Origin of the sequence: Filimonas zeae, from assembly GCF_014641615.1 — a bacterium.
Lineage (GTDB): Bacteria > Bacteroidota > Bacteroidia > Chitinophagales > Chitinophagaceae > Filimonas > Filimonas zeae.
Genome location: NZ_BMIB01000001.1, coordinates 990,697 through 1,005,262, shown reverse-complemented (window position 1 = coordinate 1,005,262; position 14,566 = coordinate 990,697). Strand labels below are relative to the sequence as shown.

Below are 14,566 nucleotides of genomic sequence, written 5' to 3'. Positions count from 1 at the left end.
ACTATGGAGCGGAAGGCAGCCACTGGTTAGCCATAATCACATCCTGCCTTCTGCTTTCCGGTGTTACCTGTAAGCGTGTTACTTTACCGTTTGTAACCGACAATTCAACGGTGGTATTATATGGTGCGTGCAGCTTGCACTCCACCGGCCAGTCTTTAGGCCAGGCGGGTAACAGATACATTTTTTTACCATCTGCCTGTAATAGCATTTCCTGCAAACCTATCATACCCGATCCGCCCCAGTTATGATCGGGCGTCCAGTCAAAACCCGGCCCCCAGAAAGCCGGGAAGCGGTGCGGGCCATCTGCCAGCTTTAGTTTGTTATAGTGTGCAGCTTCTGCTGTTAATCCCAAACGTGCCGCAAAGATGTTGTATTGTCGCCAGCCCACATGACTGCGGTATTTTACCACCTGCGGATCGTACAACCAGGTGTTGATGGCAGTATCCAGGCCCGGTTTGCCCACGCCATACAATCCCCACGGATATACCGGGTACAGCTGTGGCGCTTCTGAGTTCTGCACCCGCGCCCAGGCTTCTGCGGGGGCTAACATAGCACGCCCGTCCTGCACCTTTACCGGCACTTCCGGAATACGGGTAAGCATGGTGGCCCATTTACGGCGTTGTGCTGTATCCAGGTATTGTTGCGGCAATTCGCCCACCCTGGTAAGGATAACTGTAAGGGCCGACACCACTGTAGTGGAGTTATAAGCCATTTTATAGGTTTCCGCTGCTGAGGATGGATAAAATACATATTGCCCCTTATCATTCCACACCCTGGCACCCAGCTTTTTTGCCAGGTACTGATAGTGTTCATCATAAAAAGTAAGGCAGCTTTCTATCAGTGGAATATAGGCTGTAATATCCATACCTGCGTAACGCTCCGCATCCAGTATCATCAGGCAAAACTCAAAGCAGGTTTCCCACTGGTATTCCAGCCAGGCATTGTATTCCATACCGGCATCATAACCTTCGGGGCGCTTAATGCCATACTCGGCTATATTGGGTAATCCAAAATATTCCATCTGTTCGGTAAAGCTGGCTCCGTTGTGGTGCCAGTAGTACCGGGTGCGCAGTTCTGCGTTCTTTAACGCATTCAGGTAAAAATCAAACTGCGGCTTCATCATATCTGCATCGCCGCTCTTCAACATGGGAAAGTATACCAGCCGCTGGTTCTGTGCCGTCATAACACCACCACCCCATAAACGGAAATCGGCACTGAAAGGGTATTGCGCATTTACATATTCCGGCTCAAACGTAAACAGCCCGCCATTAGACTTGCTGGGATAAGCTCCATAAGCATTACAGCCCAGCATGTAACGGAAAAGCTGATAATTGCGGGCTATGGCTTTTACACTATCGTCTGCACTGTTGATATGAATATAGCTTCTGTTCCAAAACTGCTTCCACCAGCTGCGGGTTTGCTGCTGCGCAGATTTATAATGGGCAGTGGCGTCATCCGCAATCTGCTGTAAACCCTGTTTCCAGGCCGCCAGCGTAGCTGTTTGCGCCACATGCAGGCCTATTTCCAGTTCATGCTGCCGGCCTTTGCTGCTTTGCAGCGTCCAGCGCAACGCGTTGCGGTTGGCATGTTTACTAAGTGATGAATCCGGAGAAAGCAAAGGCTTAAATCCCTTCCCTTTCATATACCCGCCAAACGTGCGGTCTTTTACCGGATTCCACAAGCTGTCTTTAATGGCAGACAGCCGTTCCATCCGTACGGTATAATCAAATATATCTTCCCGGTCGCTGTGGTTGCGGTGGTAAAATACCACGGCACCGTTTTCAAAGCCCGCTTCATCCTTACGGGTATACACAGGAAACTTTTGTGTAAACTTATAGGATGCCGCTCTTTGCTCTTTATCTTGTATCAGATAATCCTTATAACGCCAGTTCTTATACTCCGCCGTTACTGTTAAAGGCCGGGCGCTTTGTACAGATACATGCACCACCGGGCGGTATACATCCACCCACAACAATACCGACACCCCATTGCCTTCAATCAGTACATCCCCCGTTTCCAGACGCAGCTGCTGGCGGAAAGGCTTTTTATTTAATATACTGAAAGGAGCACCGGAAAGCTGGAACACAACTTCGCCCTGCTTCAGCAACATGTTATTCTCGTCAAAAGCACCGTTGCGGGAAAGGGTACAATGTATCATACCCGTTTGCTCCACCCATACATTCAACCCTATATCACCACCACCACAGGGCATAGAAGCAGAAGCATTTTCACTCTGGCTGGTCCACACCACATCGTAGACAGATACGCCCTTAGGTTGCTGTGCGCGGCCCAGACATATGACACCTGCAAGTAACATTGTGAGCGCGGTTCTTTTCATGCTGCTTTATTGAACACACTTTTATTGAACAAACTGCAAAGTACTCTTGCCTAAATCTTTGGAAGTAGCTACCGCAATACCACGCTGGTCTTTGTTGTTTACCGCGCAGTAAAAATGATATACCACCCCGTTGTGTTTAACCACATACGACTTATGTGCAAATTTACGGTCATAATCCTCACTGGAGTTAATCAGGTCCTGCCCTTCCCAGTCCGTCCAGTTTACCAGATCGTATGAGCAGGCAAAGCGGTTAAACGCATCTTTACGGCCTTTCCAGAACGCGCCAAAGTAAAACATTACCCACACATCATCTATCTTCCGAATTACCGGGTCGCCGGTAATACCCATAGCATGATGCACCACCGGTTCTGTATTAAAGCGTTTCCAGTGTACCATATCGTTACTTACGGCCATACCAATACGCTCGTACCAGCGGGTTTTGATATTGTTGGCTGCTGAATCGCCGTTGGCGTTATAGTACATTACAAAAGGATAACCCGTGGTTTTAGCCGTATCCCATATGATGGTACTCTTAAACAGCTTGCGGTTCTCCCACCAGCGTACATCTGTATCAGTAGCGGTAAAGATGGGCGTTTTCAGGCGTGTCCATTCTTTACCGGACGCCAATTTGCTTTTGGGTGTATACGCAATACCCAGCGCCAGCGGACCAGCTTCATAGCCTTTTACGTTACCCGCAAAGTAGCTGATCCAGTATTTCTTTTTATAAGGTTGTAAAGCGTAAGTACCATCCCACTTAAAATCCTGCAAGGCAGGGTAACCGGCTTTATGTATGGCATCCCATTGCGTGGTATCGGAAGAGAAAGACATAATGCGGGTACCGGCGCTCCAGTGCAGCAGATCGGCACTGCTGCTTTGCCAGGTTTCATAGCCCGTGCCATCAAAAATAACGTAGGTCATGTACCAGGTATCTCCTTTTCTAAACACAGTAGGGCAATCCATTTTCTGTGCGTTGTTTTGCGGCACCAATGCCAACCCGTATTTGTAAGGTGTTTTTACCTGCCCGTACACCTGCTGCATTACCTGTGCAGGTACTTGTTTGGCCGTTCTGTTATCCTGAGCGTTCGTTGCTGTAACCGGCAGCATCCCCAGCAGGGTGCCTGCAAGCATCGTCTGTAACCTGTTCATAGCCGGTAAAAATAGCATATTGCCCTGCGCAGGCAATGGGTGTTTTTACTGGAATGATGGACTATTTTACCACCTGTTTGCATCGTTTCCGGCAGCTTTTTCCTCATCTCGTAAACCTTTTTTCCCTATCTCCCACCCCGGCCCGGCCATTTTATCCCAGTTTTGCACTATATTAATCTGTGAAAAACCTCCGTATCCGTGAACTATTCAAATCAGGCAATGGAAGGGAAACTGTGGCAGGAACTGCAAAATGGCAATGAAGAAGCGTTTATGAAGCTGTATAATCAATCCTATCAGGTGCTATACAGCTTTGGAAGTCGTGTGCATGCCAACAGTCAGGTGGTGAAAGATACCATTCATGAGATGTTTTGTGAATTATGGGACCAGCACGCCCGTCTGCCCCAGGTAGAAAATGTACGTGCGTATTTATTTACGTACCTCAAACGCAAACTACTCCGCGAAATTACCATAGAGGTAAAACACCATTCTTTTGTACGGGAAGATAGCAGCCGCCCGCAAATGGAGCTTTCATACGAAGACATGCTGGTAAACCTGGAAACAGATGAGGAAACCAGGAACCGTCTGCGCCATTACCTGCAAAAGCTTACACCTGCACAATTGCAGATTATTCAGATGAAATACTATGAAGGTTTGAGTTATGAGCAGATTGCACACCAACTGCAACTGCAACCCCGCACGGTATATAATAGGGTATATGAATCGCTGCAATTGCTGCGTAAATACCTGAATCTGTTACTATTACTGGGTATTACACTGCCCTGAAAAAAATAATTGAAAAATATCCGGTAAAAACACCGCGTTTGCTGCACTGCTCTATAAACGGACTTTACACAGCGTATGGACTACTCGTTATACAGAGCGGAGGATTTTGCAGCAGACGAATCATTTAACCGGTATTACCTGCGCAGCCACGATAAGGATATTCAGTTCTGGGAAGAATGGATACGCCTGCATCCTGAAAAAATGGATGAGGTAATAATAGCCGAGCAACTGCTGGACAGGTTATTCCTGCGCCTGCCTGCCGAAGAGCTGGAAGCAGAGCAAAACCGTATGCTGCAATTTATGGCGCAGCGCAGGCAGGCTGTTATTGCTGAATTGCCTGCGGCTGAAACACCCGCTATGGTAAAGCATCCACGCAAACGCCGCTCAGTACTGGCCTGGCTGGCCGTACCTGTAGCCGCTGCTATAGCTGCTGTTACCGTATACTATGTTTTACAGCCAAAGCCTTTAGAGTGGCAGAGCTATACCAACCCCGCAGGCAAAAGAAGTACGGTACTGCTGGATGATGGCTCTAAAGTAATACTGAATGCAGGTACTACCCTGCAATACCACCGCTGGGAAAAAGGTGATTCTATGCGCATTCGCCTGAATGGTGAAGCTTTTTTTGAAGTATCGCCCCAGGCAGGCCGTGCCTTTGTAGTAACTGCCGGTGAAGTGCAGATTGCCGTACTGGGTACCAGCTTTAACGTACAAACACCCGCCAACGGCCAGCCGCATGCCATTGCACTGGTAGATGGACGCATACGACTGCACACACCTGCCGGAGATACCATACTGCTGCCGCAACAGCAAGCACGATATGTTGGCAAAGGCACTCCTTTACAAATACAGTCTTTCGACACCGAGGTAGCAACCGGGTGGAAGGAAGGCATTATAAAATGGAAGAACGCTTCTTTGGAAGAAGTGGCTGCCACGTTGCTTAAAACCTGGAATATAACGCTGGTAAACAAAAGCGGCAAACAGCCCGCAGGTTATACCGGCCGGTTTGTAAACACCCGTTATGAAACCATTCTTAAAAGTTATTGCTACATCAACCGCTTACAATACACGGTAAAAGGCAATACCATCATTTTAGAAAATCAACGGTAATGAAGTTGACAGCTTATGTTGGCAGACGCATTTATATGCTGCTGCTGGTAATTCTCTGTGCCTACCCCACCGCCCTGCAGGCACAGGCAGGCAAAAAAACAACGGTGCAGATAAAGGCTTCCGGCCATACCCTGCAACAGGTACTCAGCAGTATGGAACTGCAAACCGGCTATTCCTTCAGCTATACAGATAATGATCCCGTATTGCAGCAGAAGGTTACATTATCGTTCAGCGGCACCTGGCCTGCTGCCCTGGAAAAGCTGAGCGCCGTAGCAGGCGTGGAGTTTTTACAAACCGGTAGTGTAATAAGTGTACGTAAACAAAACACAAACACTGCCGCCCTGCCCATAGTAAGAGGAACTGTATACGATGCAGATAACAACCCACTCGGCGGTGTAAGCATTCAGGTATTGCCTGATGGCCGCACTGTACAAAGCAACGATAAAGGAAATTTCTCTGTAAGGGTAAGCACATCAGATGTATCCGCTACCCTTAAACTACAGTTTTCCTTTATAGGTATGCAGCCCCGCACCATTAGCGCACGTGTTAATGAAGCGATAAACGTAACCATGAACAACGACCCGGTAAGTATGCAGGAACTGGTAGTTACCAGCGCCTACACCGGCGAGCGCCGCAGGGAAGAGGTGGTGGGAAGCATTGCCCAGGTAACCAGTAAACAACTGCAAACCAACCGCCCTATTGAAAGTCTGGATAAACTGCTGGAAGGCCTGGTAGCAGGCGTACAGGTAGAAACCAATACAGCGCTGAATACACCGGTAAAGATTAATGTGCGTGGCGTAGGCTCGCTCACTAATATAGGAGGAGGGCGCACAAGCTCTTCACAGCCACTGTATGTAATTAATGGCGTACCTGTATACGAGCAGCAGCGCGGTGATGAAAACACAGCCTTCAACGGCGAAAGCTACCTGAACCCACTGTCTAACATCAACCCGCAGGATATTAAATCGATTGCTGTATTAAAAGACGCATCCGCTTCTGCCATTTATGGCGCCAATGCGGCTAACGGGGTTATTATTATTACCACCAAAGGCGGTACCGCCGGTAAAACCCGGCTGAACCTGAACTATCAATCCGGTTTCTCCCGCTTTATCAATCAAATGAAATATCTCAACGGGCCCCAATACTATGAGGTGCTGCGTGAAACTTATATTAATAACGGCATGAGCCCTGCAACCGCTACCAGCCTGGCTGGCAGCAGCACTATCAATACAGACTGGTTTGCACTTACCAACCGCACGCCTTCTTTCCAGAATGTTAATATGGACCTCTCCGGCGGTTCAGGCAATACCACCTTTCGTTTATCAACAGGTTACCGCGATCAGAAGTCTAATGCTATGCGCAACGACATGAAGAAAATCTATTTCCGCCTGTCGGTAGACCATAAAATAAGCGACCGTTTTAAAATGGGGTTCGATATAAGCCCCACTATTACCAAACAAAACACATTACAGATATACAACCAGATTATACTCCCCCCCAACGTATCACCCTATAATGCAGACGGCAGCTTTGCCGATATGCCGGGGCAGAACGTACCCAACCCATTGGCTATCATTGCGCAGAACGATGACTTTCATAACAGCACTGCTATAACAGCTACTGCCTTTGCCAACTATCAGGTAAGTCCCGCCATCACCCTTTCCGGCCGTGTAGGTGGCGATTACTACGAAAACAAAGAAACCGTATACCTGTCGGCCCAGAACGCTACCGGCCGCACCAGAGGCGGCTCCTTACAAATCTACGACCGTAAAAACCTGGGCTGGATCAGTTTTCTGCAGGCATCGTACGATAAAACCTTTGCAGGTAAACATTCCATCCATTTTCTGGCAGGCACTGAAGTGCAGGATGCAGAAACCAATCTGCTGCGTGGCTCAGGCACCAACTTTACATTCGACAGACTTCGATCGTTAAGTTACGCAGGCACCAAAGCCACCTTCTCCTCTACACAAGACCGTGCAAGTGTTTCCTATTACTCTCAGCTGAGCTACAACTATCAGCAGAAGTACTTTCTGAACATGAATGCCAGAGGCGATAAATCTTCTGTATTTGGTGGCGATAAGCAACTGGCCGTAAACAGTTCCATAGGTGCAGGCTGGATTATATCTAAAGAAAACTTTTTCCGCGCAGCATTGCCCTATGTTACGTTTCTGCGTGTACGCGCCAGCTATGGCAGTACCGGTAACTCACGTATAGGCACCTATGCAGCACGTGGCCTTTATTCCTTTGGTGGAGATACTTATAACGGTAATACCGCTTCTACACCCGGAGGTACTGCTGCCCCTAACCCTGACCTGGGTTGGGAAAAGAACTATAAAACCAATATAGGCCTGGACGTAACGCTATTTAACCGCGTACAGATAACCAGTGAATATTATAACAATACAATTAAGGATCTGATTTCCTCCGTACCTGTTCCGCAGGAAACCGGCTTCAACGCTATCTCGGTAAACTCAGGCACCATGCAAAACCGCGGGTTTGAATTCACCATCAAATCCACCAATATAGAACGTAAAAACTTTCAGTGGAACACTGCTTTCAACTACTCCTTTAACCGCAATAAAGTAGTACGCTTTAACAACGGATACACCAGCCAGTATTCTACAGAAGGCAGCGGCCTGGTTACCAAACAGGGCCTTAGCACTACCACTATATGGGGCTGGCAGTGGGCAGGTGTAAACCCACAAACCGGGGAAGAAGAGTTTTACGACAATACCGGAAAAATTGTAGACTCCCGCACCATTAATGCACTGGCAGATGCAACGGGAACAGCGCTTGGCGACCGTACACCTAAATTTCAGGGCGGTATGGTAAACACTTTTCAGATAGGCCAGCTGGGCTTTTCTTTTAACCTGATTTACAATTGGGGAGCCAGCAGCCTGTATTCTATAGACCTGATGAGTGATGGCCGCAACCTTAACCACCGCAACCAGAGTGTAAACCTGATAGATCGCTGGCAGAAACCGGGTGATATTACCAATGTACCACGCCTGTATTACCCGCGTAATATGGTACGCAACTCCAGCCGTAACGTGATGGACCTTTCGTATATCAAACTATCCAACATAGCACTGGATTACAGTCTGCCTGCTGCCTGGGCCAATAAAATAGGCATGAACAGGATGCAGGTGTATGCCAATGCCACCAACGTGTATTACTGGTACCGGCAAAAAAGCCCCAAAGGCCGCAACGGAGCAGCGGAAATGCGTTTCCTGTTCCCCGAAACCAGTGCATTCACCATCGGTATTACTGCCGGATTTTAAACATGACCACTATGCAATTCAAGAAGATACTATTCCTCGCCTCACTGATACTTATTTGCTTCACCTCCTGTGAGAAATTGCTGGACAAAGAGCCGTATGACAGTCTTTCTATAGAGGAAACTTTTAAAGATCTCTCCGGAACAAAAACCGCACTGGCGGGTGCTTACAGTTCCCTGTTAGAGACTTTTCAACCCGATATAATGGTGTATCCCGACCTGATAGGCGGCAACATCAAATATGGTGTTTCCAGCCGCTCCCGACTGGAAGATGTTTACAATTTCATACAGGTAGCAGATAACTGCTCTATGAACAGCAGTTACCTTTCTTTGTATAGTGCGCTTAATAATGTAAACAACATTATTAAATATGCTGCATTGCTAACAGATGCCACTACTGCACAAAAAAACAGGGTACTGGCAGAAGCCCGTTGCCTGCGCGCCCTGCTGCACTTTAATCTGGTAAGATTGTATGCAAGACCTTATAACCACACCGCCGACTCATCACACCTGGGAATTGTAGTAAACACACAACCTTTACTGGTAAGCGACCCATTACCTGTACGCTCTACCATAGATGCTACTTACGATGCCATTGAAACAGACCTGCTTACCGCGCTACAGCTTTTTAACAATACTACCGCTGCACTTACCGGCGGATATGCTGCTAACTACTGGAATAATTATTCCGCAGCAGCACTGTTATCAAAAGTATATCTGTACAAAGGCAACTGGCAGCGTGCGTGGCATTATGCCAACATAGTAATTACTACCAACAACTACCAACTGCTTACCAATGCAGCGTATGTAAACAGCTGGGGGCTGAAAACGCCTTCTACAGAATCTGTATTTGAAATTGCTATTGAAGCAGCTTATTCAGGCACCAGCCTGGGTGCCTACTATGGTTCTATGAGCAATACCTACCAGCAGTTTGCGGCTACGGAAGATTTGCTATCCTTATACAGCGCCACGGACATACGGGGAAGAGCCTCTTTGTTTAATGCTTCGGGCAATACTTATTTCACCCGCAAATACGAAAAAGATGCATCTGCTACTACCCCGATAAAACTGATGCGCCTTTCGGAAGTATACCTGATACGCGCTGAAGCAGCTGCCGAGCTGGACATGACACAACAAGCCAATGAAGACCTTGAAGTAATACGCAAACGCGCAGATGTTGCCGCAACACCGCTGGCGCTTACCGGCACGGCATTGAAAGAAGCCATTCAAACAGAACGCCGTAAAGAACTGGCTTTTGAGGGCAACCTGTTATTTGACCTTACCCGCCATAAAAAAGGCGTAAGCCGCACAGATTGCACTGCACAGGTATGCGGGGTGGCATATACAGACTTCCGCTTGCTGTTACCCTTGCCTAAGGCATCTGTAAACGTTAACCCACAACTTATACAAAACGATAACTATTAATTATTCAATAAAACCCAGGTACAAATGAAAAAAATGACCTCTTTCGCAGTAGTTCTGGCAGCAATGGCTGCAGTATCCTGCAGCAAAAAAGATACGCCTGTTACCCCTATTACCGGCGTAGGCTTCAGTAAAACGGTGGATACTATTAATCTGAATACTGCGTTGGACTCTACTGTATTCACTATCAACTTTGATGCATCTGTTACCAGACAGGAGTTACAGAACCGTTTTAAATTGAAAATGTCTTCTGACAGTGCAGTAGCCGGAAAAGACTATAGCATTTCAGCTGTAATTACAGAAAATCCGGTACAGGCCAAAGTAACGGTAAAAGCATTACCCAGCCTGGCACGTACCAACTTCCATATTGATATATCGCTGGATGAAAGCATGCAAATCACCGGCAATACACAAAAGCTGGCACTGGTAATACGCCCTTTCTCTCCGGCCGCTACCTGGTTCCAGTCTACCGCTTATTATGCGCCTAACTTTTATTATTATACTGACTCTACTTCCAAATGGACTTCAATTCCCGGTCATTATGCTGTATTAGACGAAAACGATGCAGCGGTAATAGGTTTTGTAAACAACTATGTACAGGGAAGTGGCGTAGGTTTCTTTAACATGCACCGTATTTACGGCGCTGAAGTTGGCATAATCAATATCAGAACCGCCAAAATTAGTGTACCCCGTGCACTGGAGCTGATTCCTGATGCAGCAGGTGCCCGTAAAGGTACTGTGAGAGTTATTCCACAACAGGTAAACGTAACCCGCAGAGATTCCACCGTGTTCCAGATTGGCATCAGCGGTACAGGCGCTTATGATCTTGATACTAAAGCAATGGATATTGAAATGAATTTCGACGATACCAAAATCAACGGTGCTGCTGTTAACAAGTACAAATACAAAATGAGTGTTGACAAATTAACTCTGTAAGCACGAATGAAGAAAGCGTTGGTTTTATTGATGATAGTGATAGCCCTGGCTGGTATACTCACTTCCTTCCGGTTGATGGAAGGAAGTGAGGGGCCCGGCTATAGTATAGATTCTCTGCGAATTATTTACAGCGGCGGCGATGCCGCTAAATGGCCCCGCCCTAACCTGGATAGCAGCGTAATGCCCGGCTTTCAGGATATAGGTGCCCTGGGCAAGCCCCCTTATCCGGCAGACAATCCCTGGTCTAAAGAAAAAGAACAATTAGGCAAACTACTGTTTTATGATCCACGCCTTTCGCAAAGCGGCCAGATATCGTGTGCTTCCTGCCACGATCCGGAACTGGGCTGGGGCGATGGAAGAAGAGTTTCTTATGGCCATAACCGGCAAACCGGACGCCGTAATGCCATGACGGTGCTGAACACCGCATATTACACCCACCTGTTCTGGGATGGGCGTGCAGGCAGCCTGGAAGAGCAATCTGTATTTCCGGTGCAAGACCCAAAAGAGATGGCACAAACACTTACCGCTATGGTAAGCAATGTGCGGGGTATAAAAGGCTACCGGGAGTATTTTAAGAAAGCCTTTAACAGCGATTCTGTTACACTGAATTATATTCAGCAGGCCATTGCCACTTTTGAAAGAAGTGTGGTAAGCCATTCCAGCCGGTTCGATCAGTTTGTATCCGGCAAATCCAATGCATTAAGTAATGAGGAAGTAATGGGTATGCACCTGTTCCGCACCAAAGCCCGTTGTATTAACTGCCACAACACGCCGTTGTTCTCCGACAATCAGTTTCACAACGATGGCCAGAGCCTGTACGGTGCTAAAATGCAGGACCTGGGCAGATATGAAACCACAAAGGATAAAAAAGATCTGGGTGTATTCAGAACCCCATCTATACGTGAGGTTGCGCAAACAGGCCCGTGGATGCACCATGGCAATTTTCCTACGCTGATGGATGTGATTGAGTATTACAACCTGGGTAACCCCTCGCCTATTCAAAAGCATGTGGTTATTGACAGCAGTACGCTGCCCACCACATCACCCATACTGCGTAAGCTTAACTTAAGCCTGGAAGAACGGAAATGTATTGAAGCGTTTTTACGGGCTATAAGCACTACGCCACGTAAACCTTTTGCACCGGAGTTGCCCCAATAAGGCAACTCCTTTTTTAGCCGCGCTACCTGATAACTATACTGTATTCCGCAGGCTGCAGCCCTTCCCCACTTACCTTCACTTTCACTATGCCCTTCTGCTTACCGGCTTTTACTATCAGCTGACACTTGCCTCTCCACGCTTTGCGTTGCGGCTCCTGAAAGCTTTCAATGCTGGATGGGTTGGCATTACCCACTCCTGCTATGGTAGCAGGGCCTTCCACTGTAAAGTGCAGCAGATTATCTGCCTGCGTATGCAGTACGCCTTTTTTATCAGTAAGTTCAATAGTAAAATAACTCAGGTCCTGATTGTTGGCTGTCAACGTATCCCGGTCTGCTTTTATCTTCACTGCTGCAACCGCTTCCGCCGTTTGTAAACGGCTTTCTGCAACAGCCTTGCCACCACTGTACCCCACCGCTTTTAATTCGCCTGCCCTGTAAGGCACTTTCCAGCTGGCTTGTAAGCGATGTGTGGTATCGGTTGATTGCCTGCCCAAAGAACGGCCATTCAGTAACAGTTCTACTTCTTCGCAGGAGCTATAGGCTGTTACGGTAATAATGCTATCGGTAAACTGAGGCCATTGCCAACTGTCCTGCACATCTTTCCAGTCCCAACGGGCCCACACTTCCGGCTTCAGGTTTATCTGCGGAAAGGTACGTACCGGGCATTCTACAAACAGCGACAACTGATTGGTTTTCCAGAGGGCATCGCGATAGTACGATTGCGGACGCTTCCAGCCGCAGATATCTATATCACCACAATAAGCCAGGTTCCAGGGGTAGAAGTTTTTGTTCTGCGGATAGCCCAGCCATCCAATGCTGGCTTCGCCAATATGGTCAAATGCCGTCCATACAAAATCACCAATTACATAACTATGCTTCTGTACTTCGCGCCAGTATTCAAAAGACTCTTTGGCAAACGACTCTGTGCCATACATAATACGCTGCGGTAAACGCTTGTGGTCATACCCGTACTTGTCTGGAGCGTAGTTGTAACCTGCCACATCCAGCGTGGCAATAAAAGGGTCTTTGTTTTCTTCAATACCATTAACACCACAGGTAACCGGCCGGGTATTATCAATGCTGCGGATATGGTCTGCCAGCGTTTTTGCTACCATTACCACTTCGGGCTTATCGCGGTTAGGAATTTCATTACCGGTGCTCCACATAATAATGGAAGGGTGGTTGCGATCGCGATGCAGCATGCTTTCCACATCACGCTGCCACCAGTCTTTAAAGTATAAGTGATAATCCTGTTTGTTCTTTTTATCTGCCCACATATCAAAGGCTTCATCAATCACCAGCATCCCCAAACGATCGCAGGCATCCAGAAAAGCAGGTGATGGCGGATTGTGCGAGCAGCGGATAGCATTGAAGCCACTGGCTTTCAGCAGGGCTACTCTCCGCTCCTCTGCATGGTCGTAAGCTTTGGCACCCAGCGCACCGTTATCGTGGTGTACACAGCCACCCTGTAGCTTTACGGTTTTGCCGTTCAGCTCAAACCCTTTCTCTGCACTAAACGCAATAGAACGAATGCCTGCATTGGTAACCAACTTATCAGTACGTTTACCATTTACAAAAGTTTCCGTTACAACTTTATATAAAGCGGGCTGATCTGTTGACCATAATTGTGGCTGTTTAACAAGTACCTGGCCCTTAAAAGCACCTTTACCCTTACCTGCAACCTGCTGCGTTTGTTTTACCGTGCCGGCTATGCGGTTATCGGGCGTGTACAGGGTAGTAACCACAGTAGCCTGCACCGCTTTGGCCTGCTGATTCAGTACACCCGTTTCTATGGCCACCGTAGCTTGTGCGCCATTTACCTGCGGGGTGGTTACAGATACACCCCAGGGGGCAATATGTAACGCTTCTGCGGTACGCAACCATACATGGCGGTAAATACCCGAGCCGCTATACCAGCGGCTGTTTCTACCCTCGTTCTGTACACGTACTGCAATTACGTTGGTACCAGCTTTTACACCCGTCAGCGCCAGCCAGAAAGAAGTATACCCGTAAGGATGGCAGCCCAGGTGTACACCATTCAGCCACACATCTGCATTCATATAAACACCTTCAAACTGCACGTAATGCAGCTTTTGTGCTTCTGTGGCAGATACCTGAAAGCTTTTGCGGTACCAGCCGGTGCCGCCCGTGGTAAAACCACCGCTTACACCGCTGATAGCATCCGGAGAAAACGGAGAAGCAGTACCGGGCAGGTTTTCTATACTCCAATCGTGCGGCAGGTCTACCGTGCGCCAGCTTTTATCGTTAAAGGCAACCTGTGCTGCCGCAGTAGTATCACCACGGTAAAAACGCCAGTCGTTATCAAACAATACCGTTTGCGCCTGCGCACTGGTGGCCAGGAGTCCTAAGAACAGGTAAAATATCTTTTTCATAATCACA

General features: G+C 47.8%; 9 protein-coding genes. 6 read left to right on the top strand and 3 right to left on the bottom strand.

The genetic code is table 11. The annotated features are described in order from the left end of the window. Position 1: 1 nt before the first annotated feature. Positions 2-2,338, bottom strand: coding sequence for a DUF5703 domain-containing protein (locus tag IEY13_RS04185; protein ID WP_229687720.1), 2,337 nt, complete (start codon positions 2,336-2,338; stop codon positions 2-4). 21 nt (positions 2,339-2,359) lie between these two features. Then, a complete protein-coding gene (locus IEY13_RS04180; RefSeq protein ID WP_229687719.1) occupies positions 2,360-3,484 on the bottom strand; it encodes a glycoside hydrolase family protein in 1,125 nt (374 codons plus the stop codon). 198 nt (positions 3,485-3,682) lie between these two features. Between IEY13_RS04180 and IEY13_RS04175 the strand changes: the two genes are divergently transcribed. The 6 genes from IEY13_RS04175 to IEY13_RS04150 all read left to right on the top strand — a co-directional run bounded on the left by IEY13_RS04175 (position 3,683) and on the right by IEY13_RS04150 (position 12,167). Continuing rightward, positions 3,683-4,267 carry an RNA polymerase sigma factor gene (locus IEY13_RS04175; protein WP_188950689.1) on the top strand — a complete coding sequence of 195 codons (585 nt, stop codon included), beginning with the start codon at positions 3,683-3,685 and terminating at the stop codon, positions 4,265-4,267. Between the two features lie 75 nt (positions 4,268-4,342). Next, positions 4,343-5,374: a FecR family protein gene (locus IEY13_RS04170; RefSeq protein WP_188950688.1), complete on the top strand. Its 1,032-nt coding sequence runs from the start codon at positions 4,343-4,345 to the stop codon at positions 5,372-5,374. Next, positions 5,374-8,655, top strand: a complete 3,282-nt coding sequence (locus IEY13_RS04165; RefSeq protein ID WP_188950687.1) for a SusC/RagA family TonB-linked outer membrane protein — start codon at positions 5,374-5,376, stop codon at positions 8,653-8,655. The genes IEY13_RS04170 and IEY13_RS04165 overlap by 1 nt, the downstream gene beginning before the upstream one ends. A gap of 11 nt (positions 8,656-8,666) precedes the next feature. Next, entirely contained in the window at positions 8,667-10,076 is a 1,410-nt protein-coding gene (locus IEY13_RS04160; RefSeq protein ID WP_188950686.1) for a RagB/SusD family nutrient uptake outer membrane protein, read from the top strand. 24 nt (positions 10,077-10,100) lie between these two features. Further along, the gene (locus tag IEY13_RS04155; RefSeq protein ID WP_188950685.1) at positions 10,101-11,009 is read left to right on the top strand and encodes a hypothetical protein; all 909 of its coding nucleotides are present in this window, start codon (positions 10,101-10,103) and stop codon (positions 11,007-11,009) included. Between the two features lie 6 nt (positions 11,010-11,015). After that, positions 11,016-12,167 carry a cytochrome-c peroxidase gene (locus IEY13_RS04150; RefSeq protein ID WP_188950684.1) on the top strand — a complete coding sequence of 384 codons (1,152 nt, stop codon included), beginning with the start codon at positions 11,016-11,018 and terminating at the stop codon, positions 12,165-12,167. Positions 12,168-12,189: 22 nt separating this feature from the next. Here IEY13_RS04150 and IEY13_RS04145 read toward each other — a convergent pair whose 3' ends face one another. Then, positions 12,190-14,559, bottom strand: a complete 2,370-nt coding sequence (locus tag IEY13_RS04145; protein ID WP_188950683.1) for a glycoside hydrolase family 2 TIM barrel-domain containing protein — start codon at positions 14,557-14,559, stop codon at positions 12,190-12,192. Positions 14,560-14,566: the final 7 nt, after the last annotated feature.